Raw genomic sequence first — 26,887 nt, 5'->3', positions numbered from 1 at the left:
TCAATTGAATATTACTCTTTTTGAGAAAAGATAATGAAAAAAGCACATATGGCCGATATCGGGGGCCGTTAGCGTAAAATTTATGTGAACTCATCATGCTTTGTTCACATAACGCAGCTAAATGTGTCGGCACTTGTAAAAGTGATCGTTAAAAATAACCTGCTTTGTAGCGCTTTAAAAAGGCGAGTATCGCTGCAGTTGATAACATCTAACACGGTTTCGTTAGGATTATTAACTAAACTGATTACAAAGTGGCTATTTAAATCCCCTTTCAAGGTTAAACTCAAGTATTATAAGGGGATGAAAGATGAAAATATTAATGAAGTAAAACTGGTTGATCTACATAGCCATACCACCGCATCAGACGGCCAACTTACCCCAGCAGAACTGATTGAACGTGCCATCAGCAAAGGCGTGCAAGTTTTTGCTATTACCGACCACGACACGACTGATGGTTTAGCTGAAGCGCACCAATACAATAATAACCATGCAACCCCGCTGGAACTCATCAACGGGGTTGAAATTTCAACTCGCTGGAATAGCTTCGATATTCATATCGTAGCGCTCAATATCGATATTGATAACCAACCGATGGCTGAATTCTTAACACGTCAACGTGAATTAAGAGCAACCCGAGCCTTTGAAATTGGTGAACGTCTTGCAAAAGCAGGTATAGAGGGCGCATACGAAGGCGCCAAATTCTATGCTGGTGATGCTGCGATTAGCCGTGGCCATTATGCACGTTGGTTGGCAGAAAAGGGTTATGCCACCACCACCGCCAATGTGTTTAAGAAGTATTTGGCACGTGGAAAAACAGGGTATGCGCCTAACAATTGGGGCGATATGGCCAGCGCGATTGATATTATCCATCAAGCGGGCGGCGTTGCTGTTCTGGCTCACCCTAGCGGCTATAAGTTATCAGCCAAATGGCTTAAGCGTTTAGTGCGCGAGTTTAAAGAAGCCGGTGGTGACGCTATTGAGGTCGTGCTAGGTCAGCAAACGATTGATGACAGAAATAACCTAATAGCACTTACTGTGCTGAATAATTTAATGTGCTCACTAGGAAGTGATTTTCATTTTCCAGGAAGCTGGATAGAGCTTGGTAAGAATATGTTCCAACCCCAAGGCGTTAACTGGGTTTGGCAGTCAGATAAATGGAAGGAAGCACAATGAGCCAGTTTTTTTATGTGCATGAGGAAAACCCTCAAGCACGCTTAATTAGCCAAGCGGTAAATGTTATTCAACAGGGTGGCGTTATTGTTTATCCAACAGACTCAGGTTATGCCTTAGGATGTTTATTGGGCGACAAAGATGCAATGAGTAGAATTGCTCGCATCAGACAGATAGATAACGACCATAACTTTTCTTTGATGTGTCGCGATCAATCTGAGCTGGCGACCTATGCTCGGGTTGATAACCAAGCTTACCGCGTGCTAAAGCACAATACGCCAGGACCATATACGTTTATCTTTAAAGCCTCTAAAGAGGTACCTAAACGATTACAAAACCCTAAGAAGAAAACCATTGGTATTCGTGTACCGGATAACGTGATTGCATTAGCGCTGTTAGAAGCACTTGATGCTCCATTGATGTCGACCAGTTTAATCTTGCCGGGTGAAGAGTTTACCGAGTCTGATCCTGAGCATATTCGCGACGTTTTGGAACATCAGGTTGATTTGATTATTCATGGCGGTTACTTAGGTGAGAAGCCAACAACGGTTATCGATATGTCAGAAGGTGACATTGAGGTGATCCGTGAAGGCGCAGGGGATGTGAGTCCTTTTCTATAGCCATATCGCTTAACGATAATCACTTTAAACAATAGTTGTTTACAGGTATAATCGCGCGTTTGCGAAATAGAGTGGGTAGAAGGATGGAGGGAATTGTACAAAAATTGCCTTTAGCCATGGTGCAAGGCGAACCTGTAAAGGTGATGCCGAAGGATCTTTTTATTCCCCCCGAAGCGTTAGAAGTGTTTCTAGAGTCTTTTGAAGGGCCGCTGGATCTGCTGCTTTATCTTATTCGTAAACAAAAGCTTGATGTGGTTGACCTTCCTATATTTGCGATAACGCAACAATATTTAGAGTACGTCAATCTACTGCAAGGTGCCAAAGTTGAATTAGCGGCTGATTATTTGGTCATGGCAGCGACTCTAGCCGAGATTAAGTCTCGGTTATTACTGCCAAAACCTGATGTAGAGCATGAGGATGAAGAAGATCCTCGTGCGCAGTTAATCCGTCAGCTAAAAGCCTATGAAGTGATTAAAGATGCGCAGGAAAAGTTAGATGTTCTGCCGCGAATGGAGCGGGACATATTTCAAGCAAAAGCGGTTCCAGCAGCCAATATAAAGCCTGAATTATTACCTCCTGAAGTTTCATTGACCGAGATTGCACGTGCTTTCTCTTCAGTACTTAAACGTATTGAAGCGACTGAAAGTCATCATGTTGTTCGTGAGGTACTTTCCACTCGAGAGCGAATGACACAAATTTTGGCCAAGCTAAACGCACAAACCTATTTGCCTTTTGAAGCTTTGTTTGATTTTGAAGAGGGACGTAGTGGCGTTGTGGTGAGTTTCTTAGCGTTAATGGAATTGGTGAAAGAATTGTTGGTGGAACTGGTACAAGCTGAACCTTTTTCGACTATACATGTTAGAGCGTACTGATAGGATCTATTTCGTTGTCACAGATTAATCCAGAGCAGCTAAAGCAATTAATTGAAGCGAGCCTTTTCGTGTTGGCAAAGCCAATGACGATTAAGGCGCTTAAAGAAACAGTACTTGCAGATTTTACTGTGTCCAGAGCTAAAATTAAGGCTTCGATTGAGGAGCTGCAGCAAGATTATCAAGGACGTGGGGTAGAGCTGATTAAAGTGGCTGGTGGCTATCGTTTTCAGACTATTTCTGAACTGAGCCAATACTTACAACCGTTATGGCAAGAAAAAGCGCCTAAATACTCGCGCGCAACCATTGAAACATTGGCGGTGATAGCCTATCGACAACCTGTTACTAGAGGTGACATTGAGTTTGTTCGAGGCGTGGCCATTAGCAGTCAAATAATTAAGAGTTTAAACGACAGAAATTGGATTAAAGTCGTGGGGCATAAAGAGGTACCGGGGAGACCGGCGCTTTATGCAACGACCACTGAGTTTTTGTCATACTTTGGGCTGGACAGCATCACGGATCTTCCGTCGCTGTCAGATCCCGAATCATTGGATGCACTTTTTTCGACAGTGAAGAGTGCACCCGAAAAAATAGAAGAGTCTACTAATGAGTGAAAAATTGCAGAAAGTCTTGGCCCGAGCAGGCCATGGCTCCCGTCGTGAGATGGAGGCATGGATTGCTGCAGGTCGAATTAGTGTTGACGGTGAAATCGCAAGTCTTGGCGATCGCGTTGAATCAGATGTCAAAGTGCGTATCGATGGACGCGCCATTTCGATAAAGTCTGAAGAAGATGTGGTTTGTCGCGTTATTGCTTACCATAAACCAGAAGGTGAGATCTGTAGCCGTAAAGACCCTGAGGGTCGACCTACAGTATTTGACCGCTTGCCTAAAACTCGTGATTCACGTTGGGTTGCAGTAGGGCGTCTGGATATTAACACCTCTGGTTTGTTGTTATTTACCTCTGATGGTGAATTAGCTAACCGTTTAATGCACCCATCAAATGAAGTTGAGCGTGAATACGCGGTACGTACTTTTGGTGAAGTGAATGACGCGTGTATCCAGCGTTTACGTATGGGCGTGACCTTGGAAGATGGTCCTGCCAGCTTTGATAAAGTCAAAGCGGCCGGTGGCGAAGGGATGAACAAGTGGTGGCATGTCAGCTTAGCTGAAGGCCGTAACCGCGAAGTGCGTCGTCTTTGGGAATCTCAAGAGGTGCAAGTTAGCCGCCTTATTCGTATTCGCTATGGCATGATTGAGTTACCGAAATCTTTGCCTCGTGGCGGTTGGATTGAATTGCCTATTGAACAGGTTAACTACTTGCGTCAAACCGCTGGTATGGATGAGGAAACTCGCAGTATTTTAGGCACTGATAAACACAGTGTTGCTCGCGCCAAAGTACGTGGCGCGAAAATACGTCGTGCAGTACGTAAGCATAAAGCGACAGCAACGCCTAATAAGCCGAGCCGCAGTCGTTCATAAGCTGTTATTGCATAGCAACAAAAAAGGCCGCTGTTTAGCGGCTTTTTTATTTGGGTTTATTCTATGATTACTGAGCGTTAAGTTGCTGGCCGTTGATGTCTGCCGAGTCCTTACCCATTAAGTATAGGTAGGTTGGCATGATCTCTTCTGCTTTTTTGAGTAACTGTGGGTTTTCTGCAGGGTAAGCATTGGCGCGCATACCAGTGCGGGTTGCACCAGGGTTAATGCTGTTAGTACGAATATTACTGCCTTCATACTCGTGTGCAATGGCTTGCATCATGCCTTCTGTTGCAAATTTTGACATTGCATACTCGCCCCAGAATGAACGCGCTTGGCGACCAACGCTGCTTGAAGTAAAAATAAGTGATGCGCTTTTAGACTTACGCATAACGGGCAGTAGTGCTTTGGTTAACATAATTTCAGCAATCACGTTAACTTTAAATACCTCTTCAACTGAACTCATGGTGATATGTTCAAACGGTCCGAGTACACCCAACATGCTGGCGTTATGCAATAAACCATCTAAACGACCAAATTGCTCTTCAATGGTTTCTGCCATATCGAGGTAGTTTTGCTCTGTGGCACCTTTTAAATCGAGTGGGACAATTGCTGGTTTTGGATAACCGGCTTGCTCAATTTGATCATAAACAGCTTCAAGCTTTTTAACTGTTTTCCCTAAAAGAATCACCGTTGCGCCATGCTGCGCGTATGTTAGCGCTGCAGTCTTTCCTATGCCGTCACCGGCACCTGTTACCAATATAACTTTGCCATTGAGTAAATCTTTTGCAGCTTGATATTCCAACATGAGTTAATACTTCCTCTGAGCTCAAACGCCCGTCACTTCTAGAGTCGCTGATATGGTAAACAGCTGTTTTAAACAAACGATTAATTTTCATCCAGTTATTCGGTAACGCAATGTGACAAAAATGTAGCTAAGTCAATAATTTTACGTTAACTTGAACTGAGTTAAGGGCTAACAATAAGCCCTATTGGTCATACATTGCTGACTATTGTGACCAATTTCTAAGAGAAAACAAAATTATTACAACAAGATTTGGGGAAAAAAGATGAAAAAGCTCTTTTTAGGTGTCGCAATCACATCTGCATTGGGTCTCACCGCTTGTAGTGAAGACAGTTATAACGAATTAGTCGACAAAACGGAACCATTGGTCCCTCAATCAGTTATGGTGTTTGATCCAGGTAACGGTGAACTACCATTACCTAATGACATTCTTTTTAGTGGCACGCTCGATGGCACACTAAATATTCCTGATGAAGCGGCTGACGGTAGCAGTGACTACACTGACCCATCTATGGCGCTTGGTGCATTGGATGGTTGGTCTACCACTGCGCCTATTTCCATTGCAGTTGCACCGGCTACCGATAATGACGGTACGGTATTAACCCTGAGCAAGTCTTCGGTTGAACAACCTGGCGCGGTGAGAATGTATGAAGCCACTGTCGGTGGTGCATTATCGTCTGATCCTGAGTGTACCAGCGCACCAGATATTTCTGCTTGTAAAGTGGGCGAAGAACTGCAATTTGGCGTTGACTTTATCACCACAACCTCTGGCAACAATATCGTGATTGTGCCGCTTAAACCGCTTAAAGCAAAACAGTCGTATATCTATGCGACAACTAACCTTGTTCAAGATTCTGCGGGTCGTGCAATTGCACCATCAGCAACTTATACACTGCTTAAGCTCGATATCGACACTAAGCCTTTAGAAACACCTGAGCAATTATTGTTGCAAGCGGCGGTCAATAGCTATGAAAAAGGGATGGCGGCAGCGGGTGGCCCAGATGCAGAGTCAGTAAGTTACTCTGGTTTGTTTACCACGCAGTCAGTTGCCGATGTTTATGAAGTTTCAAAGTTGCTCATAGCAGGTCAACCTGGCTATCAACCTGAATTTACTGTGCCACCAACAGATACTGGTTACACATTGGCACAGGCATTAATGATGCCGCCACAGCATCCAGCTTATGAAGGTGCTAGCAAGGTTAATGTTTGGCAGGCTGAACTTAAACTACCTGTCTATGGTGATTGTTCTTCTACTCAGTGTTTAGATGCAGATGGTAATGCAACGATTAATGGCATGTGGAAGGCTGCTTACGATAGCCCTGTTTCTGTTTTACTGGCATTGCAAATGGGTACCCTGAGCCAAGAAAATTACTTCGCACAAGCTGTTGCTAATGGCATTGAAGATCCAGTTGCAGCGCTGGGTGACCCGACCATGCTTGCAGGTAAGTTATGGAATTTAGATGATGGTACGCCAGCTGATAAGGCGCGTCATTTAACTAAGTTCAACCCTATTCCACAGATTAAAAATTACGAGTTAGTTCCAGTACAAATGACTGTGCCAAATGCTATGCCTGCTCCTGCAACAGGCTGGCCAACAACGATGGCGCTTCATGGCCTTGGTGGTGGTAAAGAGATGGCCTTTGCTTATGCTGGTACTTATGGCGAACTCGGTGTCGCGACAGTGGCGATTGATATGCCGCTACATGGCGCACGTTCATTTGGTAAAGGTTTGGTGGTTCCGGGTGCATATACCGTATCGGCTTCTGATCCGAGTTACGGTGCAGTGGTGGGTGATGAGCAGCTATTTGCGTTAGGTAACCCATTAGCCTTTATTAATATTGCGAGTACTTTGAGTGTCCGTGATAATTTCCGCCAAGCAACCTTTGATCATTTAGCAGTGCGTGCAGCGCTAACGGGTTATGCCGGGCAACTTGCAGCGCTTGGTGCACCTCAAGTATTTGATAATAATCAAATCAGCGCGCAAGGCTTAAGCCTTGGTGCGATTGTGGGTACTGATTTTGCGACTTATGCAAGTACCGGACTTACCCACCCAAGCGGCGCGGATTTAAGTTCAGTTTATGCCCTTAATGCTGCGTCACTGGTTGCACCATCAGGCGGATTTGCGGGCACCTTTATTGGCTCAGCGACTTTTGGTCCGTTGCTGTTTGACAACATTGTAACGACTGATACATTCCTAGCATTGGTTGAAGAAGCCAATAAAGATCTTGGCTATGAAGTGGGTACGCCTGAGTACGATGCACTGGTTAAGTCGGTTTATGATGCATTCTTACCAACGTTTGCCTTTGCAGTGCAAACAGCGGTAGACAGTGCCGACCCAATTAACCATGCGGCGATGCTTAAAGCGACGGGCTTGCCTATTCACTTAATTGAAGTGGTTGGTGATGGTGCTAACAGCTTGCCTGACCAAGTATTGCCTAACCGCGTTGCTGGTTATCCAATTTCAGGCACTGAGCCGTTAATTGAAAACTTAGGTCTTGCCTGCGTTGATTCAACTACAGTGGGTTCTGGTGCGGTTCGCTTCACTAAAGGCCATCATAGCTCTATCATTGATCCTAGCCCGAAAGAGGGAATTACTGATGGACTGGAAGATGTGGCTACGGTTGAGATGCAAACCCAAGCAGCGTTCTTCTCATACAGTGCTGGTTTACCAGATGCTGTTAGCCCAACTATTTACCTAGGTTTAGTTGTAGGCACTGACGCAGCGAAAATGGTAGTACAACCTTGTATGTAATATTGACTGTTTAACAGCTTAAAAAACCCAGCTTTTGCTGGGTTTTTTATTGCCTTTTTTAATTACACTTTTAATTGCGACATAGGCTGCTAGAATAGCGGGCAATAATACCAATTGCATTAAAAGTTTGACCATTCAGCGGGAATTCAAAACGTTGTAGGCAAGTAGTGGGATTTGAGCTAATCGTTATTCTATATCCAAATCCCATAGCGAAGCATACAGGGTTTTGAAACCCGCACTACATGAGCTCCTCAGTCTTCCACTTCTGCTTTGTATTGGCTTAAAAGGGATAACCATTTCTTTACCAATGGGCTTTGAATTAAAAAGACTGAGGGACTCTGAACTGGCCAAATACTTAATGCAATTGGTATAAATGAGAACAACAATCGATTTAGTTGGAGAATATTTTGGAATTTTTGTACGAATACGGCTTGTTTTTAGCCAAAGCGGTGACGATAGTCGTGTCAATTCTGGCTGTTGTGATTGTGGTTTTAGCATCAACGATTAAACACAAAACTGAAAAAGGTGAGCTGAAAATCACCAATATTAGTGATGACTTAAAAACACTTAAGCATGATCTCAAAGAAGAGCTGTTATCTAAAAAAGCGTTTAAAGCCTATGAGAAGAAAGTAAAAGCTGACGAGAAAGAAAAAGAAAAGGCGCACAAAGACAATAAAGAACCTGAAGCCGATCCTAAAGTATTCGTGGTCGATTTTAAGGGCAGTATCGATGCGGGAGAAGTCGCGTCTTTACGTGAAGAGATAAGCGCGATTTTGACTATTGCAGACAAAGGCGATGAGGTTATCGTCAATGTTGAAAGTGGTGGCGGTATGGTTCATGGTTATGGTTTGGCATCAAGTCAGCTCGACCGATTAAGGAAAGCCGAAATCCCATTATCAATCTGTGTCGATAAAGTGGCTGCCAGTGGTGGTTACATGATGGCGTGCGTGGCAAACAAGGTGTACGCAGCGCCGTTTGCTATCGTCGGATCTATTGGCGTCGTTGCCCAAGTGCCTAACTTTAATCGCTTGCTTAAAAAGCATGATATTGATTATGAGCAGCATACTGCAGGTGACTTCAAACGCACTCTGACCATCTTTGGTGAGAATACTGATGAAGGGCGCGAAAAGTTCCAAAAAGAGCTTGAAGAGACACATGTGCTGTTTAAAGAGTTCATTTCTAAGTACAGACCAGAACTCGATATTGCTAAAGTGGCTACTGGTGAGCATTGGTATGGTCAACAAGCCATTGAGCTTGGTTTGATTGATGAAGTGGCTACCAGTGATGATGTGATCCTAAAGCTTGCTAACGAACGCACTGTCGTTAAAGTGAGCTACCAGCTTAAGAAGAAACTGTCTGATAAGATTGCCCATGGTGCATCTTTGTCTTTCAATGCAATTTTTAACAAATTTGCAGAAAAGAACCAGCCGCTTAAATAGTTGTCGCAAAAGTAAACAAGATAAAAAGCCTGCAGATGCAGGTTTTTTTGTATCTAATTTTAAATATAGGCTATTAATTAACATCCAAATCCGCTAAAAATGTAGTTAGAAACATACTAATTTAGCGGAGTAAAATGCATAAAGCTTGCAGCTACAAACCTCACCTGATGGTTGGTGATCAATCTTACCCCGCTTATGAATTGAGAAACCTATTCAGCTACTTAAACAAACAATTCGGTTCAGAGGTTGTAGAGAAGCTGTGCCAAGAGATCGGAGTTGGTGAAAATGAATTAGCGCATAGCCAATTCGTTTACGTGTGGCAAGTCGATTACGCTATGACCTTCTTGCAGCATTTAAGTCAAGACCCTGAAGTGGGCGCAAAGGCTGCGAGTGACTATCAAGTTACTGACTTAGGTTTTTTACTGGATTATCTAACACCCTATAAAACCTTAGGGGAATGCCTTGAGTTTGTTATCGCTCATCCCGAACTTGTTGGTAGCTTTTCCGATACGCTAATTCGTAATGAGGGGGGATTACTGAAGGTTAGGTGGCTTAATACTAACAAGCTTGACGTGGATAAATACAGTTGCCAGTTTCAGCACAGTATTGCATCTTTGATGACCTTTGCGCGAGAGTTGACTGGCATTGAGGTGAACGTCAAAGAGATTGCTTTGGCTGAACCTAAACGCTGTAGCAACTTTTTAGCCTCATGCACAGGTGCCTCTGTGCGTTTTGATGCGGAGTTTTTTGAATGGTCTATAGAGCATCAGTTGTTAAGTCTACCCATTACCTTTTCTGTTGCTACCGCTGAGCCCTGTAATACTGTCGGCCCTAGTCATTCTTATATATCAGAGCTTCTTGCTGAGCTAAGAGAAAGTGCACCAGAATTACCGAGTATGGATGCGGTAGCATTGAGGCAAAATATCAGTAGCCGCACGTTAAGACGTCGGTTGTCGAACGCGGGTACCAGTTATCAAAAGCTGGTTGATCAAGTTCGATGCCAAATGGCAATCGATCTTATCTTGTCGAATGAACACTCGATTGAATCAATATCAGATTATATGGGCTTTGGTGATGTTAGCCATTTTAGGCAGAGTTTTAAACATTGGATTGGCCATCCTCCCGGGCATTTTCATCGTCTTAATCGAGGTAAAGATAAAGCAAGCGGCTCGTTGAACTGATCCACATGAACCGCTTTACTGGTGCTTACTGCTTATTATAGGTGTTGGCAATTACCCAGATCAGCCGGCATGGCATCTATCCACTGCTTGATCACTTCTACAGCTTCACGGTGCACTATTGCGCGACCAAGTGGCGGCATTCTGTCTTTAGCTTGATTGAGCTCTTGACGATAGACAGTGATGGAATGTTCTCCATCACCTGGAATGATGTCATAAGACAAGCCTTTGGCGCCACCATCCCAACCTGGAGGCTGTTTACAGATCCCATATTGATAGCTGCTATGATCAATATAAAAGCCAAGACGTAATCCCGAGAGGCTGGCAAACCCATCTGCGTTATGGCAATGAGCGCAGTTAATATCAAGATAACCCTTGGCTCGAACTGTTAATGAAGCACTTTGATCGTTTATCTCTGCAGTTATCCCGACTTCACTGAGAGTGGGTAAGTCACTTAATAAATTGAGTTGTTGCCAAAGTTGCAGCTGATTGATGTTTTGGCCTTGATAATTGATATCACGATTAAGTAGGTGGGCCTTTATACCGATGGGCTTGATAAGCGCGGTTTGATTATCACTGCCGAGCGTAGATTGATGGCATATTTTGCACTCAGCCCGACTAGGAACGTGGTAATCGAACACCTCTTTCACACCTTGATTATTCAGGCTGTGGGGCACGTCTAAACCTGCTTGCTGCAGTGTCGCCTCTGCACCATCCCAAACATAAGGCAGGGTAGTCCAGCCAGCTTGTCGATGAATGAGTAGCCGTGTTTCTAGTTGCACTTCATTGTTGGCGCCGCTGACTTGAGTATCGAAAGGCAGCGAGAACGTTTTCACCAGTACAGTGCCTACTGGCATCTCAAAGGTTGCGCTAGGGTGGTAACTCATTTGTTTGCCTTGCGGCAGGAAAATAAAGCGGTGTTTGTTGGCGTAATTAGAAAATAGTTGCGTTGATAACTGGTAAGCCATTCCTGGTGTTACTGGATCTGATGTCGGCACACTCGGGTCAACAAATAGTCCATATTGGGAGAGGCTTTGGCAGTCCTCAGTCATTAAGGCATCCCAGTTTACTTCGCTCGTGGTATTGTCGCATATTGACACTGGAGACTCTGTCACTGGCACATCTGGCGTTGTTGGTGTTTGGTCAATAACTTGCTCAGTTGAATCATCTGAGCCACCACACGCGCTTAACGACAAGATTAAAATGAATATTGCTATTTTATCCATAAGCTACCCAATTAATTTACTTGTTAACACTCACACAAAAAACTCGCTGAATTGGTGGAATAAAAAAGGCCGGGGTTAACCGGCCTTTTTAAGTCATTCCATTTAGCTTGAGCAAGATGCGCTTGGTAGACGCTTAATCCACTCATTGATTAACGCAACACCTTCTGCGTGCGAGAGGCTGCGTCCAATCTCTGGCATTCTGTCACCTGGATTGTTGGTTTCCATACGGAAATGTAAGATAGACTCTTCAGGACTGCCTGGAACAATATCAAAGCCTAGAGAACCACCACCATAAGCAACGGGTGACTTACAAGTACCGTGTGATAAGCCCGCATCTTCAGCATATGCTCTCCAGTATTCGAGCTTTAAACCGGTATTAGAGGCATTACCTTCAGGGCGGTGACAGTGTGCACAGTTAATGTCTAAGTAACCTTTAGCTGTTTTCATCAACGCTTCATCACTAAGGCTGCTTACACCCGTTTCATCACCATCGTTGTATGCTGGAACAGTATCGATAGTGGCGACATCAGGTACACCTTGTAAAATGCCTGCGGCTTGCCATTTTAATAACTGGTTCATGCTACCGTCAGCATAGGCATAATCTTTATTTAGTAAGCGCGCTTTAGGTCCGATTGGAACAAACTTAGCCGGACTATCAGCGTCAGCTTTAAACTGGTGACACTGTTTACACTGATTCATGCTGGGTACCACATAATCAAAGTCCATTGACTCGCCGTTATGCATGACTTTCTTCGCTTGAATAGCACCTGCTTTTGCAAGAACCGCGTCAGCTTTTTCAGCGTTCCACACATAAGGCAGTGCGGTCCAACCTGTTTCGCGATGGATGAGTAATCGAGTTTCTACTAGATCTTCGTTGTTCAGCCCGCGCTTGCTGGTATCGGCGGGTAGGGCAAAGGTCTTAACTAATACCGTTCCCACTGGGAAGTCGAGTGACTCCATTGCTGAGTAATCCGCTTTTTCTCCCTCTGGCACAAATACGTAACGGTATTTACTTGAGTAATCAGTAAACAGCGGCGTAGTTAAGTCATAGGGTAAACCGCCAGAGTTTGGTGCATCGGCTGGATTTTTAGCATCTGCAAACAGGTTGTAGTCAGACAGGTTAGGACAGTTAGCTTTAAGTAGTGCATCCCAAGAGGCATTACTACCTTCAGCTTTACAGAGGGTTAAGTCGCCATCGCCAACAAGGCCACCTTCACCTTCGCCAATACTACCGCCACCGCCAACTAAGTTACCACCGTCACAGCCTTCAACATCGTCATCGACGCCACAACCAAAAATTTGATCACCAAAGGTTACCGTATGCACCGGTAAGCTTACTTGAGCACAGTTCATGAGCTTATCTTGGCTCTTCTCATATAGCACTTCGGGGATTGAAATGTCGGTATTTTCATTTGCGTATAGACGACCGAAAGAGACATCGCCGTTGTCGCTAGCACAAACGTTATCGCTACCATCTGCAGCAAATGGCATCTCTTGTAATCCAAGGTAGGCGGCGGTTCCGTTATTAGATAGCATCTCACCCAAGCCGTCATATAGCACACCTGGAAATGCACCATGGGTGAACAGGTAAGCTTTAATGATGTCATCAATAAGGTAACCATTTGGCTTTTGACCGTAACCTGTGATGACGTTATCGTGGATATAGATATTACGCGGTGTGGGGCGCCAGCCATCTTCAATCGGTTGACCGGGTTGGCCATAGTTACCGACAAAGGCGGACATATCAGGTTCTGCAATAAAGAAACTTGAAATGGTGATCCCCATGGTGTCGTGGTCGGTGACTTCGTTATTAAATATTTCAACATCATCAGTTGAAAGAATAATCATCCCCGTGCCCGGTGGAACAATATGAACACCTGCTGGATTGGCGGATGCATTGGCAAAGTTTTTGGTATTGTTATCATAAACCTTGTTGTTGAATATTCTAACGCTTGAACCGTATCTGTGGTTACCAATCGGCAAGTCAAACACCAAAATCCCGCCTGTATTGCCCATGGCTTCGTTATCGTATACGTCTGCATACTTGGAGTTTTCTATCTCAATACCGGCAACGTTCTCTTTGGCTATGTTACGTCTAACCACAATGTACTGTGACTGTCCGACATAAATACCGGCATCGGCACTGCCGCGCACATAGGTGTCTTCAATGAGAATGTTTTCACACTCAACAGGGTACAGGCCATAAGCGCCGTTGCCTTCATCAAGTTCACCTTCCCAAATTGTCGCTAAACGACGCAAGATAATGCCGTTAGTATTTTTAAGCTTGATACCATTATTCTTGGCTTCATTGACTGATAGATCTTGAATTATGATATTAACGGCATTCTGTACAAAAATGCCATCGCCGGAGTTAGCTTTGGAGAAATCGAGTACTGTTTCATTCTGGCCATAACCCATAATGGTTATGTTTTTAGCAAAGCTGCCATCGCCGTCTACATCGCCATCAAACAGTAGCGTCGATTCAATTTCAAATGTGCCTTTTGGCAGTACGATAACATCGTTACTTTGGGCGTTAATAAGTGCTTCTTGAATGCGGATAGTGAGGTTTTCACCATCTTCGATCATTATCGCGCCATCAGGAAAGGAAGGCCCTTCGGGCTCAGGAGTTACGACCGGTGGGGTTTCTATTTGTACCGGCTCGTCATCGTCAGAAGAACAAGCCCCCAAGCTTATTGCGACTGCTGTGGCGATTAATGATGGCATTAGCCATGAAGGTTTCTTGTTGAGCATAGCGTCTCCAGAATTATTTTTATTATGCGCCTCTTAGATTGCACTGACGTACCAGATAAGCAATGTGAAATTCGGACAACAGGCTCGCAACATTGTGTTATCAAATGGCTTTTAAACTGTAATTAAACATAATGTGTGCTGTTAGCTATTGAAAATAATTATGAAGTGCTAGCAATTCAAACGCTTGTATTATTTCTGTGCTGATAAATTTTTAACGATTTTATTTTACCGTGCATAATATTGTTAAATTAATACAGAAACAGAGGCTTATGAAAATGAAGTTTAGTAATGACAACTTATCGCTAGAGCAATGCAAAATAGACTGCTCTGGAAGCAGAAGGGGTTATTGTTACGCAGCTTTTTTGACTGATAACGCTAAAAGAATGGCGATATGATGGTGCTGGATGTCGTTATCTCTGTATGTCGCGCACAGTGATAGCTGGTTTAGCTATCCAGCATGTTTTGTAAAAACATTAAAGGTCGATACCAAAGCCAATAATAAATTGATAGTCATTGGGCTTTGGGGTTATGCCATTAGAATCTTGCTGAGGGTTATTGGTTCGGTCCCAAACCAAAGACAGATCAAGGTCGAACATATCCGTTAGCTCTATTTCTAATGTTGCAATAGCATGATGGGTATAACCACCTGAAGTTTCATTACCGTACTGCAATCGATAGAGTGCGTTAAAATCTATGTCAGATGATATTTCGGTGTCGTATAAACTTTCAATGACTAATGTCGCACTGCTATCGCTTTGATCTTCATTAACTGCAACGGTATCGAATCGAGTTAGCGTATAAGCGGGGCCGCCACTGACGCTCCACTCTGTTTTTGGGGTGTCGATAATATTATAACCCAGACCGGAACCTATGGTTATTCGGTAATCGGTATTCAAAAATGGATCAATGTAGAGTTCGCCGAATACTGGACGAAGGTAAAACTGTTTAGAAATAAACCAGTCAAAATTACTGTTGATACGATGGTTGTTGATGTTGTTTTCGCCATCAGTTTCTGAATAATTGCCGATATAATCTAGATTAAACCTTGATTGGGTTGTTCGGCGTTTGGTTTTAGCTATCGCACTATAATCTATTTGGTCGGTATTACCTTTGCGAAAATTAGCGCCCAAGCTAATTTTACTGGACCAATAGTTAGCTTCGGTTTGCTCTCCAGCAATGATGGTCATTATTTTTGAACTATCAAACACTTCACCATTGATATAGGACTTACCATCTTTGATTAACAGTCTGCCAGATTTAGTGGTGAGATCAGTAAAGCCAATGCTAACAATGCTGCTACTTTGCAACACCTTCACGTCTTCCCAATCGATAAAAATACTATCAAGTTCATCGCTATCAAATTCGAGTTTGTCATCATAGAGATTAACAATTTCGCCCTTAAGAAGCTCTAAGGATGTCAGTTGTAACCAATCATATTGACTATCAACGGGTAGTGTTATCTGCTCAAGAGTAATTTGAGGCAAAGGCTCTGCCGCTAAAGCTACAGTATTTAAACAAAAAAGTGTAAAACTACCGATTGCTATTGCACCCAAATTGACTTTTTTGCTCATCGAGATCCCTTGCCATGTATATATTCAAAAATAGGACTGATTACAGATTATTATTCTGATAGATGAATAATTTACAAACTTGCTGTGTTAGCTTCAACTATTTTGTTGTTTTTTATATCATTTAGGGTAAGTTTCTGTTGCTTGTTGTAACCATGGCTGCATAAATTCTGCGATTTGTGGCTGGGCTTTTGCATTTGGATGGATCCCATCTCTTTGCATTAACGTACTGTCAGTAACAATCAACTCCATAAAGAACGGCATTAAGGTAATATCATGTTCTGCTGCGAGTTCTCTATAAACCTTTGATATTTGAGATGCATAGCGCGGGCCGTAGTTAGGCGGTACCATAATTTCACTTAACAGCACTTTGATCTGTTTATCTTGGGCAAGCTCGATGATTTTTGTAAGATTATTTTTCAGCTGCTTTGGCGGAAAACCACGAAGGCCGTCGTTGCCGCCGAGCTCTATAAGCAGCACCTCAGGGCTAGCAGAGTCAAGCAGGGCGGGCAGTCTGCGCAATCCGCCAGCAGAGGTTTCACCACTTACAGAGCCATTGATAATGGTATGTTCGGGCATTTTATTGCGCAGAAGATGAACCCAGCCCTCATTTTCTGGCATGCCATAACTTGCACTTAGGCTGTCACCTAGGATTAATATAGGGGCAGCACTTAGCGGGAAACTGCTAAATATAAGTAATAAGACAAAACCGAGTTGTCGGTTTTTAAGGTTTAAGAAGGTTTTTATGTCTGAAAAAAGCGCCATAACAGTAAGCCACCTAGTAAAATCGGTTAATACTCAAGAGGGAGAACTGACTATCCTCAACGGCATTAATATGGATGTCAAGCAGGGAGAGAGTGTCGCGATACTTGGGCCCTCTGGTTCTGGTAAATCAACCTTACTTGGCCTACTTGCAGCGCTCGACTCTCCAAGCCATGGTTCTATTTTGCTCGATGGTGTGGCATTGGAAACCCTCAATGAGGAGTCTAAGGCTGCACTTAGGAAGCAAAAAGTGAGTTTTATTTTCCAATCTTTCATGTTGGTAGATACCTTGAATGCGCTGGAAAATGTCATGTTACCTGCAGAACTTGCAGGGATCGCCAATGCAAAAGAGAAATCTCAGGCGATGCTAGAGCGCGTTGGATTAAGCCATAGACTGAACCACTTTCCTAATCAACTATCAGGTGGCGAGCAGCAGCGTGTAGCGATAGCCCGAGCCTTCATCTGCGAGCCGAAAGTACTGTTCGCGGATGAACCGACAGGGAATTTGGATTCAGCTAACAGTGATAAAATTGCTGATATGTTGTTTGAACTTAACCGAGAGAGTGATACCACGTTAGTGTTAGTGACTCACGATATGGTGCTTGCGAGTCGCTGCCAACGCCAGTTTGTCATGGACTCTGGCCATTTGAGCGAAAAGCAATCTGCTGCCGCCGCTGAGGTTGATAACAACGTTGCACAAGAGGCAAGTTCATGGAGCTAAGACTAGCATGGAGGCTATTTAAGCGAGAACTGTCTCAAGGGCAGTTACTGCTAATTATTTTAGCAATCACCTTGGCGGTGTTGTCGGTGACAGGTTTAGCGTCTGTCAGCGAGCGCTTGCAGCTTGCCATCAATGGGCAAGCTTCAAAATTTATCGCTGCAGACAGAATTATCAACTCGCCAAAGAAGATTGACCCTGCAGTGCTTGCTATCGCTGATGACATAGGCTTATCGCGCGTAACCAGTATGCAGTTTAATTCTATGGTTTACGCCGGCGATGAATTTCAACTTGTTACCGTTAGAGCGGTTGAGCAAGGCTACCCACTTAAGGGAGACATCGAGCTAAGTACAGGTGTGGCAGAAGGGTTGCCAAATGCTGACAATATTTGGTTTGAAACTCGACTCGGTGGTCTACTTGGTTATCCTAAGCAGATTGAAATTGGTAACGCTAATTTTGGTTTGTCGAAAGAGATAGTCCGCTTACCCGATGCTGGCTTTAATCCATTCGCCTCTTCGCCAGTAGTGCTGATGCGCATTGAAGATGTGGCCAAAACCCAAGTTATCCAACCTGGCAGTAGAGTCACTTACCTGTATCAGTTTACTGGTGACACGGCAAAACTTGACGCTTTTGAGCAGCAAGCGAAGCCGCTACTTAATACCAGTCAGCGTTGGGTGGATGTGCAATCGGGTGATTCGCCTATTGCCAGCGCGGTGAAACGGGCTGAACGCTTTTTGTTGCTGGCAAGCCTACTGGGTATTGCATTGGCCTGCGCCGCGATAGGTATCGCCGCGCAGCGTTACTGCCAACGCCACTATGATGTGGTGGCAATGCTCAAAACATTTGGCGCCTCTGCGAAACAGATCAGAGTGTTATTTGGCACACACCTATTGCTGGTTACTGCGGTCGGTGTGGTGTTGGGACTGGTCGGTGGTTTTGGATTAGATCGTGCTATCACTTCTTTTTTACCCGTTGAAATAGCGGCTTATAGTCCGCCCATAAGTCGGCCTATCTTGCTGGGAATTGGCACAGGCTTTATTAGCGCCTTTATGTTTTCCGCTTATCCGTTGATGCGACTATTGGCCATTCCGCCGCTCCGAGTATTGCAGGGACATCTTGAAGGTTTGCAGTTAGGTATGTGGCTACATCTGCTACTGAGCTTAACTGCGATGGCGATATTAGGGTATTTGTACTCTCAAAGCTTGGCGCTAACACTCACTGTGGTTGCTGCGGTCTTGTTGTTAGGCGTTTTACTGAGTGTGTTAGGCTTCTTTATGATCCGCCTAGGTCATAGCGTCGGTATGAAGACCACGAATCCATTGCAACTTGCATTAGCTGGACTTCGACGTCGAGCGCGACAAAATGCTGTGCAATTGGTGGGCTTTAGTAGTGCGTTAGTGCTGTTATTGACCATTTTTGCGCTCAGGCAAGATATCTTAAACGAATGGCAAAAACAGCTACCAGAGAATGCTCCCAATTATTTTCTAGTTAACATCGCACCAGATGAAACGGATGCTATTGCAGACTTTTTAAAACCTCATGTAAAAGTGCCACCGATTATTTATCCGGTGATCAGAGGTCGCTTGACTGCGATTAATGGTGAGGAACTCATCTCATCGGAGCAAAAGAAAGCGGGTGAAGAGGGACGAGTGGGGATCTCTCGAGAGCTGAACTTAACCTATCGCGACAGTATGCCTGACAATAATGAGCTATTATCAGGTCAATTTAACCAAGATAACTATGATGTTTCAGTTGAATCTGGTGTTGCTGAGCGTCTAGAACTTGCTCTCGGCGACAGCCTAACGTACACCATCGATAATCAGTCATTAACGGTGAAAGTTGCCAGTATTCGTGCAGTGCATTGGGAAACACTGCAGCCAAACTTCTTTATGATTTTTACTGAAGAAGCGTTAGCACCGTTTGCTTATACCTCTATGTCGAGTTTCCATCTTGAGGAGTCTCAACGGTCAGTGATTTTATCGTTAATCAAGCAGTTCCCAACCGTATCAATTATTGATGTAGGTGCGATGGTGATGCAACTGCGGCAAATCATTGAACAGGTGTCGCTGTCGCTAACGTTAGTGATGGTATTAGTGCTATTGGCGAGCGCATTAGTGATGATTGCGCAGACCGAAGCTGGAATGGCAAGTCGTCAACGAGAGCTGGCGGTACTTAGAACATTCGGCGCTTCAGGTTGGTTGCTTCGAGCTGCAACGGGTTTAGAGTTTGCACTGTTAGGCACCATTGCTGGAGTATTGGCGGTTATTGTGGCTGAGTTTACCCTGTATCTACTTAAAACCCAGGTGTTCGAGCTTAATGTGTATATGCATTGGCCTTGGTGGGCTATCGCTCCGTTGAGCGGTGGGCTGGTTGTGGCATCTCTGGGATTATGGCGCTGTCGTCAATTGCTCAATAAGTCTTGTGGTGAGTTGCTAAAAGCGCATTAATAAAAACATGTGATGACAAAAGGGGGGGCCGCGACTGCCCCCCCCATTTCTGTTCTTATTTGAAGATTTCGGTAAAAGCATCCTCAATATTTGCATAGCTAAATTCAAACCCATCAGCGAGTGCTTTTTGCGGCACTGTATATTGCCCATCAATGAGTAACGTCGACATCTCCCCTAGTGCCAGTTTTAAGCCGAATGCTGGTGCTGGAATACAAGCTGGGCGTTTTAGGGCTCTGCCCATTGCATGAGTAAAAGCCTTGTTACTCACTGGAGTGGGAGCGCAGCCATTATAGATGCCGCTGCAATATTCATTGTTTAGCATAAATTCTATCAGGCGAATGAGATCGGTTTGGTGGATCCAGCTCATACCTTGTTGACCACTTGCTATTGGGCCACCTAAGCCTAATTTGAATGCGGGTAGCATTTTAGCTAATGCACCACCGTGAGCGCCTAGCACCAGCCCGATACGCACAATACAAACACGGGTTGCATCGCTAACAGCATATTGTGCTTCTTGTTCCCATTGAGCGCATACTTTATGGGTAAACTCACCTTGGCTTTCTTTGGTTAATTTAAATTCTTCATCGATATATTGCTCGCCTTGCCGGCCATAAAAACCTACCGCAGAAGCACTGATAAAAGTGTGCGGCGGATTGTCGCTGGCGTTTATGAGTGCTGAGATCTTGTGCGTGATCTGCCAACGACTCTGGCAAATAGCCTCTTTTTGATCACTAGACCAACGTTTACCTGCAATCGGTTCGCCGGCTAGATTGATCACGGCATCAAAGCTGTCTAAGTTTGCTAGACTGTCAAGGCTGGCTAGATAGTGGTGAGCAGCACCTAGTTTAACGGCACTATTTTCAGGCGATCTAGTGAGCAGAGTCAGTTGATGATGCGGACTTAACTGTTTAACTAATTGACTGCCAACAAATCCACTTGCGCCGGTAATTAATATATTCATAGGCTTTTGTTTTTAAGGGGTCTTACTAGAGTTTACGCCATTGTGGCTGATTAAGATCTCTTCATTGTTAAAATTGTTTTGTATTAACACAACAGTGTTGTTTTATATTGTGGCTTTTTAGCTGCTATTTAGGCTGTTGCATTGACTTCTAGCGCGTTGGTTGAAACTAAAACAGTGTTTTTTAAAAATTCATGCGATAATTCAAGCTATTGCTTATTTTTAATCGTTAGGGGGATTCAGTATCGACCTAAACAATTGACTTGTTTGCTAATTAGTCTTGGCATTTAGAGTGTGGAACTTTAGGATAAGGTTAGGTTTTTATTCCTCGATGTAAAACAGTTATTTAATTATGGATCAACAAGGATTTTTTAATGGGCCGATTTGAGAGTCAAGGCGTGGCATTTAAAGGGTTTGCCATTTCTGCATTTATTGTAGTGATTTTGGCAGGGATAAAAACAGCAAGCCCGATAGTGGTTCCTTTTGTGCTGTCGGTGTTTATAGCGGTGATCTGTAATCCGGTCATTAACTGGCTTACTCGCCATAAAGCCCCTAGAGGGCTAGCCGTATTAATGCTGATGGTTTTTATTGTGTTAATGGGATTGTGGCTGGCTTCATTAGTTGGCACCTCGATTAACGAGTTTTCAAAACAATTGCCGTTTTATCGCGATCAGTTGATTGAACAGTTTTCTTGGATTGTCGATAAGCTAGCCGCGCTTAATATTCAGATCTCCAAAGAGCAGATTTTAGCTTATTTTGACCCAGGTATTGCGCTGTCAATGACCACCAATATGTTGACTGGCGTCGGCAGTGTGATGGCGAATCTGTTTTTGATTATTTTGACCGTTGTATTCATGTTATTTGAGTCAAATGGCTTTTCAAGAAAGATGCACCTTGCACTTGATGACCCTGATATGCGACTAAAGCAGATAGACCGTTTTCTACACTCGGTTAATCAATATATGGTGATAAAAACGTTAGTCAGTTTGGGGACTGGTTTTATTGTCGGGCTTGGTTTGTACATTATTGGCGTTGATTATGCGCTGCTGTGGGGAGTAATTGCTTTTCTATTTAACTATATCCCTAATATAGGTTCGATTATTGCTGCTATTCCCTCTGTGTTACTCGCGTTCATACAAATAGGTCCAGGTGCTGCGGGTGCGGTCGCTTTGTTGTATTTAGGCACCAATACCATTATGGGTAATGTGGTTGAACCACGCTATATGGGTCGTGGTCTCGGCTTGTCGACATTAGTGGTATTTTTATCATTAATATTTTGGGGGTGGTTACTCGGCTCAGTCGGTATGTTGTTGTCTGTACCATTAACTATGATCGTTAAAATAGCGTTAGAGTCGAGTCAAGATGGCCGCTGGTTAGCAGTGCTGCTGGGTGATGATGTCGCCGAAGATGAAGTCGAGTCCGAAGAAAGTTTAAAGATAGAACAGAGTAAAAAGTGAGTTAAATGCAGTTATTTATTGAAGCAATAAAAGAGCTAACCTTTGGTGATGATGTAGGCCGTTTATTCCACGGACGCGGAGGTTGTTACCAAGGTGCGGAGCACCTTTGTTTAGATTGGTTTTCGCCTGTAATATTGTTAACCAGTTTTAAGCCATTGACCGACGATGAGCTTTCAGTCATCACCGAGGCTGTAGAGCAACGTTGGTGTGAGCTTAAAGGTAATTCACCGATTAACTTAGTTTTTCAGTATCGAGCTGGTGGTGAAACACATACCGATATCCTTAAAGGCGAAGTGCCTGATAAGCACGTAGTGACTGAAAATGGTGCTCAATTTCAAGTGCACTTATTGAAAGGTCAAAATCATGGCTTATTCTTGGACATGAGCAATGGTCGACAGTGGGTTCGCGACAACAGTGCAGGCAAGAAGGTACTGAACTTGTTTGCCTATACTTGTGGTTTTTCTGTTGCTGCGCTGCAAGGAAAGGCCGCAGAAGTAGTTAATATTGATATGAGTAAAGGTTCGTTATCGATAGGTAAGCAAAACCATCTGTTGAACGGCTTTGGCTCAGGAGCGCGTTTCTTAGGCCACGATATTTTTAAATCCTGGGGTAAGCTTACAAAACTTGGCCCTTATGATTTGATCATTGCCGACCCGCCTAGTAATCAAAAAGGCAGTTTTGTGGCGACTAAAGACTATGCTCGACTGTTGAAACGCTTGCCCAGCTTACTTGCGACTGACGGTGATATTCTTTTATGCCTCAATGCACCTGAGCTCACTATCGATTTTCTAAAAGGGCAGGTGGCAGAGTACAGCCCTAATTTAAAATTAGAGCAACAGTTGCAGAATCCACAGGTGTTTAACGATGTTGATCCCAACAAAGCACTGAAAGTGTTGCGCTACAAACAACAGAGCGATTAAGTCGCTTGATAACCGTTTACAGAGTGAAAAGGCCAAACAGTATGTTTGGCCTTTTTTGTGCCTGAATTATACCAATCACAGAAAGTATTAGGCTGTTTAAACGTTCGATGAAGACTGATAACTATGTGGATATTTTAGTTTGGTAAAACCGCTGAGCATTCACAGCAAGTTAACACAGCAGGTTATTCAATGTAGGCGATGAAGAGATAGCAGTAGATGTTACTGTCTGTATATTTTTTTTGCTAATTAAAATGGCTGTTTAGTGTGAAAGCGAATAAAAAACTGAAAGACTTTCAGTTTTGCTGACGGAAAATAGAGTGTTCTGGCCTTAAGACAGTGTTTTAGGCTGTTTTTGCATTTTAAACTGAAAGTTTTCTGTAAGTGCCTCGGTAATGCTGTTATAATCCTCGATAGAAACACTGCAGAGTTGGCATGTTTTAAGAAAGGCAAAATGTCACACTATTGATGACATGCTTTTGTACCCTACACCTAAATCAAAGATCCGGAGTCGTTATGGAAGTTCAGGAATATGAAGGCGCATATTATCAACTACAAGATGAGATGTTAGAGTCTCTGCCAGTTGAAATGGATGAAGAAGCATTTTTGGATTAGGATAGCCGCTGATAAAACTATCTGATATCAGTTTTATCTAGAAGAAATAGCAACCATAGGGTTGCTATTTTTGTTTGTGAGTTATGTCATAACCTAGCACCTAGCCATTTACATTTCTTTTTTCAGGGACCACTTCGGTGATAATCCACTTCCCTTTGCGTTTATTCAAGCGCAATGTTCGATCATCGACCCAAAACTGGCCACCACGCAATCCCATAATCTTCACGATGACGGTGACATCTTCAGTTGTTTTTCGGAAAAAATCGATATCAACTTCATCAACCTCCATCTCAACGTCGGTCAATGACAAGTTGAGTACATGTCGTTGTACTGAAGTTGCAATGTAATAGTGTGACAATATATCCTTCATTGAGTCATCGACGAACAACTTGGCTTTCTCTACATCACGCTCAACATAAATAGCATTTAAAAAACCGAGAGAGGAGAGCTCTGGCGTACGCATAGAGGGGATTGACGGATCCGCTAATACAGACTGGCCGGCGGTATTGTCGCAAGCAGAAATGCTAAACAGTGACATAATAAGAATAAGGAATTTCAACATAAGTTTTTATTATTGGTTTTTTAGCAGTATCACGATAATCCTGCACTAACGCAAGATTTTACTGTTAGATCTAACGCAAAGCTTGACCTAGATAAAGATCTCAGGCATATCTGTATAGATAACTTATAAAGGTTATCCACAGAATCTGTGGACAAGTGTGTTGAAGACTATTTTTAGTGTAGTTAAGTTATTAATATATCAGCATTAAATTGACTGGTTATTTTTTGACGTATTCACGTCATGTTTACTATTTGGCCTGTTTATTCTGATCAATTCCCCCAATACTACTGTTAATTTGATCGCGACGATCCCTATTAGTGTATTGCTACGGTATAAATTCTCAGCCCAAAAAAAAGCCTGCATAAGCAGGCTTTTTAGTTGTATCGTATTTAGCTTTCGTTTTGCGAAGCTTGGATTGCAGTAAGCGCAATCGTGTAAACAATATCATCGACAAGCGCGCCGCGTGATAAGTCATTTACAGGTTTGCGCATGCCTTGCAGCATTGGACCAATAGAGATTAGATCAGCGCTTCTCTGAACCGCTTTGTATGTAGTATTACCGGTATTTAGGTCTGGGAATACAAATACGGTTGCTTGACCTGCAACAGGGCTGTCAGGCGCTTTAGAGCGAGCAACGTTCGGCATAACCGCGGCGTCGTATTGTAAAGGACCATCAATCACTAGATCTGGTCGCTTCTCTTTAGCAATGCGAGTCGCTTCACGTACTTTATCTACGTCAGAACCTGTTCCTGAACTACCAGTAGAGTAACTGATCATTGCTACGCGTGGATCGATGCCAAATGCGATAGCAGATTCTGCTGACTGAATCGCAATATCAGCTAACTGCTCTGCATTTGGGTCTGGGTTAATGGCACAATCACCGTAGACTAAGACCTGATCTGGCATCAACATAAAGAAGATAGAGGAAACTAAGCTTGAACCCGGCGCCGTTTTAATTAATTGCAATGGTGGACGAATAGTATTAGCAGTGGTATTAACCGCGCCAGATACGATACCGTCTACTTCACCCTGAGCAAGCATCATAGTCCCTAGTACCATGTTGTCTTCTAACTGCTCTTTGGCGACGACTTCGGTTAAGCCTTTACTACGACGAAGTTCAACCATTGGCTCGACATAACGGCTGCGTGCGGCTTCTGGCTCGACGATCTCTACGCCTTCACCTAATGTTACGCCCTGCAAAGTCGCGATACGTTCAATCTCTTCACGATTACCCAGTAAAACACAGCGGGCAATACCGCGCTCAGCACAAATGCTAGCAGCTTCGATTGTTCTAGGCTCATCACCTTCAGGTAACACGACAGTTTTACGAGCGGCGCGGGCAAGTTCTGTTAACTTGTAACGGAATGCTGGTGGTGACAAGCGATGTTCACGTGGTGAGTTTTTAGTAATGCTTTCAACCCAGCTTTGATCAATATGGCCAGCGACAAACTCTTGAACCTGTTCAATACGCACCGCATCATCCACAGGGACTTCATGGTCAAAGCGTTGAATGTTCAGCGAGGTTTGCCAAGTATTAGTATCGATTAAGAACACAGGTAAGCCAGTTTCAAAAGCTTGCTCACACAGTTCCATAATTTGTGGCTCTGGCTCGTAGCCACCCGTTAGCAAGAGCGCACCAACTTTAATGCCGTTCATTGAAGCAAGACAAGCAGATACGATTACGTCACTGCGGTCGCCAGAGGTCACGAGTAGTGAATCTGTTTTAATATGAGTAACCATATTTGGGATACTGCGGGCACAGAAGGTCACTTTACGCATGCGGCGAGTGTTCATTTCGCCAGCGTTGATAATTTTAGCGCTGAGGTGCTTAGCAAGATCTGAAGCGCGTGGTGCCACTAGGTCTAGGTTATAAGGCACGCTACCTAGAATGCGCAGTTTGCTCTTGCCTGGTAGCTGGAACATGTTTGCCGCATCGGTGCGTTGAACACTGTCGTGATCGAATACTTCTGATAGGTCAGGGCGTGCACGGCCCTCGTCATCAACAGGAGCGCCGATTTTGTTGATAATCGCGCCAATAAGACGTTTGTTTTTATTTCCGCCCCATGAATTATGCGAGATCTCTAACCGGTTCATTAACGCAGTCGCACTTTCATTACCTGGCGTGGCGACAAAAATTACGTCAGCATCTAAGGCTTTCGCAATCGCATGGTTTACATCACTTGAGAATGGATGATTGCGCGTTTGTACTAAACCTTCAACAATCAGTGTTTCTGTATCATCTGCAAACTCAGTTGCACGGGCAATAATCTGCTCCATCAATACATCTGTCTTGTCTGCACGGATCAGGTTTTCTGCGTGATCCATCTCAAACGGTTCGAGTGGATTAACAGTCGGTGATTTGCTTAAAATAGTGGTTGAACGCTCAGGTCCACGATCGTTTGGGCGTTGCTGAGCGATTGGCTTGAAAAACCGAACCTTAACACCGTGGCGCTCTAGCGCACGAACCATACCTAAACTGATTGATGTTAACCCTACACCAGTCCCCACCGGGATGAGCATAATGTTGCGAGACATAAATACCTCTTAAAAACTCGAGAACGCCACAAAAATATGGCTTTAAAAACGTGTTTTGAGCTG

20 protein-coding genes are annotated in these 26,887 nt (G+C 43.8%); 12 read left to right on the top strand and 8 right to left on the bottom strand.

Annotated elements, in window-relative coordinates; all coding sequences use genetic code 11:
- Positions 1–300 precede the first annotated feature (300 nt).
- The 5 genes from rnm to rluB all read left to right on the top strand — a co-directional run bounded on the left by rnm (position 301) and on the right by rluB (position 4,138).
- Positions 301–1,173 carry an RNase RNM gene (gene rnm, locus AB4135_RS18740; RefSeq protein ID WP_371994969.1) on the top strand — a complete coding sequence of 291 codons (873 nt, stop codon included), beginning with the start codon at positions 301–303 and terminating at the stop codon, positions 1,171–1,173.
- A complete protein-coding gene (locus AB4135_RS18735) occupies positions 1,170–1,790 on the top strand; it encodes an L-threonylcarbamoyladenylate synthase (protein ID WP_248975174.1) in 621 nt (206 codons plus the stop codon). The genes rnm and AB4135_RS18735 overlap by 4 nt, the downstream gene beginning before the upstream one ends.
- Before the next feature lie 83 nt (positions 1,791–1,873).
- Positions 1,874–2,662, top strand: a complete 789-nt coding sequence (locus tag AB4135_RS18730) for a ScpA family protein (RefSeq protein WP_371994968.1) — start codon at positions 1,874–1,876, stop codon at positions 2,660–2,662.
- A 14-nt stretch (positions 2,663–2,676) separates the two neighbouring features.
- On the top strand, positions 2,677–3,273 hold the full coding sequence (scpB, locus tag AB4135_RS18725; RefSeq protein WP_371994967.1) for an SMC-Scp complex subunit ScpB: 597 nt from the start codon (positions 2,677–2,679) through the stop codon (positions 3,271–3,273).
- Positions 3,266–4,138 carry a 23S rRNA pseudouridine(2605) synthase RluB gene (gene rluB, locus AB4135_RS18720; RefSeq protein WP_020912062.1) on the top strand — a complete coding sequence of 291 codons (873 nt, stop codon included), beginning with the start codon at positions 3,266–3,268 and terminating at the stop codon, positions 4,136–4,138. Before scpB ends, rluB begins: the two co-directional genes overlap by 8 nt.
- Positions 4,139–4,205: 67 nt before the next feature.
- On the opposite strand, the gene AB4135_RS18715 is transcribed toward rluB, so the two are convergent.
- Positions 4,206–4,943 (bottom strand): YciK family oxidoreductase, encoded by a 738-nt coding sequence (locus AB4135_RS18715; protein WP_371994966.1) that lies wholly within the window; start codon positions 4,941–4,943, stop codon positions 4,206–4,208.
- A gap of 262 nt (positions 4,944–5,205) precedes the next feature.
- Between AB4135_RS18715 and AB4135_RS18710 the strand changes: the two genes are divergently transcribed.
- From AB4135_RS18710 to AB4135_RS18700, 3 genes are all read left to right on the top strand, one after another.
- On the top strand, positions 5,206–7,692 hold the full coding sequence (locus AB4135_RS18710) for a VolA/Pla-1 family phospholipase (RefSeq protein WP_371994965.1): 2,487 nt from the start codon (positions 5,206–5,208) through the stop codon (positions 7,690–7,692).
- A 407-nt stretch (positions 7,693–8,099) separates the two neighbouring features.
- The gene (sohB, locus tag AB4135_RS18705) at positions 8,100–9,131 is read left to right on the top strand and encodes a protease SohB (protein ID WP_371994964.1); all 1,032 of its coding nucleotides are present in this window, start codon (positions 8,100–8,102) and stop codon (positions 9,129–9,131) included.
- Between the two features lie 134 nt (positions 9,132–9,265).
- The gene (locus tag AB4135_RS18700; protein ID WP_371994963.1) at positions 9,266–10,312 is read left to right on the top strand and encodes a helix-turn-helix domain-containing protein; all 1,047 of its coding nucleotides are present in this window, start codon (positions 9,266–9,268) and stop codon (positions 10,310–10,312) included.
- Positions 10,313–10,347: 35 nt separating this feature from the next.
- Here the strand turns inward: AB4135_RS18700 and AB4135_RS18695 are convergent, their stop codons facing one another.
- From AB4135_RS18695 to AB4135_RS18680, 4 genes are all read right to left on the bottom strand, one after another.
- Positions 10,348–11,535: an SO2930 family diheme c-type cytochrome gene (locus tag AB4135_RS18695; RefSeq protein WP_371994962.1), complete on the bottom strand. Its 1,188-nt coding sequence runs from the start codon at positions 11,533–11,535 to the stop codon at positions 10,348–10,350.
- A 102-nt stretch (positions 11,536–11,637) separates the two neighbouring features.
- Positions 11,638–14,286 carry a parallel beta-helix domain-containing protein gene (locus AB4135_RS18690; RefSeq protein WP_371994961.1) on the bottom strand — a complete coding sequence of 883 codons (2,649 nt, stop codon included), beginning with the start codon at positions 14,284–14,286 and terminating at the stop codon, positions 11,638–11,640.
- 473 nt (positions 14,287–14,759) lie between these two features.
- Positions 14,760–15,857, bottom strand: a complete 1,098-nt coding sequence (locus AB4135_RS18685) for a YdiY family protein (protein ID WP_371994960.1) — start codon at positions 15,855–15,857, stop codon at positions 14,760–14,762.
- A gap of 117 nt (positions 15,858–15,974) precedes the next feature.
- Positions 15,975–16,619, bottom strand: coding sequence for an arylesterase (locus AB4135_RS18680; RefSeq protein ID WP_371994959.1), 645 nt, complete (start codon positions 16,617–16,619; stop codon positions 15,975–15,977).
- Here AB4135_RS18680 and AB4135_RS18675 point away from each other — a divergent pair.
- Positions 16,600–17,337: an ABC transporter ATP-binding protein gene (locus AB4135_RS18675; RefSeq protein WP_371994958.1), complete on the top strand. Its 738-nt coding sequence runs from the start codon at positions 16,600–16,602 to the stop codon at positions 17,335–17,337. The genes AB4135_RS18680 and AB4135_RS18675 overlap by 20 nt on opposite strands.
- Positions 17,328–19,781, top strand: a complete 2,454-nt coding sequence (locus tag AB4135_RS18670; protein WP_371994957.1) for an ABC transporter permease — start codon at positions 17,328–17,330, stop codon at positions 19,779–19,781. Before AB4135_RS18675 ends, AB4135_RS18670 begins: the two co-directional genes overlap by 10 nt.
- A gap of 55 nt (positions 19,782–19,836) precedes the next feature.
- Here AB4135_RS18670 and AB4135_RS18665 read toward each other — a convergent pair whose 3' ends face one another.
- Complete coding sequence (locus AB4135_RS18665; protein ID WP_371994956.1) at positions 19,837–20,742, bottom strand: TIGR01777 family oxidoreductase; 906 nt, start codon at positions 20,740–20,742, stop codon at positions 19,837–19,839.
- Positions 20,743–21,113: 371 nt separating this feature from the next.
- Here AB4135_RS18665 and AB4135_RS18660 point away from each other — a divergent pair, with 371 nt between their 5' ends.
- Entirely contained in the window at positions 21,114–22,196 is a 1,083-nt protein-coding gene (locus tag AB4135_RS18660) for an AI-2E family transporter (protein WP_371994955.1), read from the top strand.
- A gap of 5 nt (positions 22,197–22,201) precedes the next feature.
- Positions 22,202–23,116 (top strand): class I SAM-dependent methyltransferase, encoded by a 915-nt coding sequence (locus AB4135_RS18655; protein WP_371994954.1) that lies wholly within the window; start codon positions 22,202–22,204, stop codon positions 23,114–23,116.
- Between the two features lie 712 nt (positions 23,117–23,828).
- Here AB4135_RS18655 and AB4135_RS18650 read toward each other — a convergent pair.
- Positions 23,829–24,266 carry a hypothetical protein gene (locus AB4135_RS18650; RefSeq protein ID WP_371994980.1) on the bottom strand — a complete coding sequence of 146 codons (438 nt, stop codon included), beginning with the start codon at positions 24,264–24,266 and terminating at the stop codon, positions 23,829–23,831.
- A 413-nt stretch (positions 24,267–24,679) separates the two neighbouring features.
- On the bottom strand, positions 24,680–26,824 hold the full coding sequence (gene pta, locus AB4135_RS18645) for a phosphate acetyltransferase (RefSeq protein WP_371994953.1): 2,145 nt from the start codon (positions 26,822–26,824) through the stop codon (positions 24,680–24,682).
- Between the last annotated feature and the right edge of the window lie 63 nt (positions 26,825–26,887).

This window comes from Shewanella sp. 10N.286.54.B9, assembly GCF_041468565.1.
Lineage (GTDB): Bacteria > Pseudomonadota > Gammaproteobacteria > Enterobacterales > Shewanellaceae > Shewanella.
Note: the sequence above shows the minus strand (reverse complement) of the source record. Positions and strands in the feature narration are given on the sequence as shown.

What these genes read in the sequence shown, in the direction of transcription:
- rnm (WP_371994969.1), top strand. Translation starts at nt 301, where the DNA reads ATGAAAGATGAAAATATTAATGAAGTAAAACTGGTTGATCTACATAGC.
- AB4135_RS18735 (WP_248975174.1), top strand. Translation starts at nt 1,170, where the DNA reads ATGAGCCAGTTTTTTTATGTGCATGAGGAAAACCCTCAAGCACGCTTA.
- AB4135_RS18730 (WP_371994968.1), top strand. Translation starts at nt 1,874, where the DNA reads ATGGAGGGAATTGTACAAAAATTGCCTTTAGCCATGGTGCAAGGCGAA.
- rluB (WP_020912062.1), top strand. Translation starts at nt 3,266, where the DNA reads ATGAGTGAAAAATTGCAGAAAGTCTTGGCCCGAGCAGGCCATGGCTCC.
- AB4135_RS18715 (WP_371994966.1), bottom strand. Translation starts at nt 4,943, where the DNA reads ATGTTGGAATATCAAGCTGCAAAAGATTTACTCAATGGCAAAGTTATA.
- AB4135_RS18710 (WP_371994965.1), top strand. Translation starts at nt 5,206, where the DNA reads ATGAAAAAGCTCTTTTTAGGTGTCGCAATCACATCTGCATTGGGTCTC.
- AB4135_RS18700 (WP_371994963.1), top strand. Translation starts at nt 9,266, where the DNA reads ATGCATAAAGCTTGCAGCTACAAACCTCACCTGATGGTTGGTGATCAA.
- AB4135_RS18695 (WP_371994962.1), bottom strand. Translation starts at nt 11,535, where the DNA reads ATGGATAAAATAGCAATATTCATTTTAATCTTGTCGTTAAGCGCGTGT.
- AB4135_RS18690 (WP_371994961.1), bottom strand. Translation starts at nt 14,286, where the DNA reads ATGCTCAACAAGAAACCTTCATGGCTAATGCCATCATTAATCGCCACA.
- AB4135_RS18685 (WP_371994960.1), bottom strand. Translation starts at nt 15,857, where the DNA reads ATGAGCAAAAAAGTCAATTTGGGTGCAATAGCAATCGGTAGTTTTACA.
- AB4135_RS18675 (WP_371994958.1), top strand. Translation starts at nt 16,600, where the DNA reads ATGTCTGAAAAAAGCGCCATAACAGTAAGCCACCTAGTAAAATCGGTT.
- AB4135_RS18680 (WP_371994959.1), bottom strand. Translation starts at nt 16,619, where the DNA reads ATGGCGCTTTTTTCAGACATAAAAACCTTCTTAAACCTTAAAAACCGA.
- AB4135_RS18670 (WP_371994957.1), top strand. Translation starts at nt 17,328, where the DNA reads ATGGAGCTAAGACTAGCATGGAGGCTATTTAAGCGAGAACTGTCTCAA.
- AB4135_RS18665 (WP_371994956.1), bottom strand. Translation starts at nt 20,742, where the DNA reads ATGAATATATTAATTACCGGCGCAAGTGGATTTGTTGGCAGTCAATTA.
- AB4135_RS18660 (WP_371994955.1), top strand. Translation starts at nt 21,114, where the DNA reads ATGGGCCGATTTGAGAGTCAAGGCGTGGCATTTAAAGGGTTTGCCATT.
- AB4135_RS18655 (WP_371994954.1), top strand. Translation starts at nt 22,202, where the DNA reads ATGCAGTTATTTATTGAAGCAATAAAAGAGCTAACCTTTGGTGATGAT.
- AB4135_RS18650 (WP_371994980.1), bottom strand. Translation starts at nt 24,266, where the DNA reads ATGTCACTGTTTAGCATTTCTGCTTGCGACAATACCGCCGGCCAGTCT.
- pta (WP_371994953.1), bottom strand. Translation starts at nt 26,824, where the DNA reads ATGTCTCGCAACATTATGCTCATCCCGGTGGGGACTGGTGTAGGGTTA.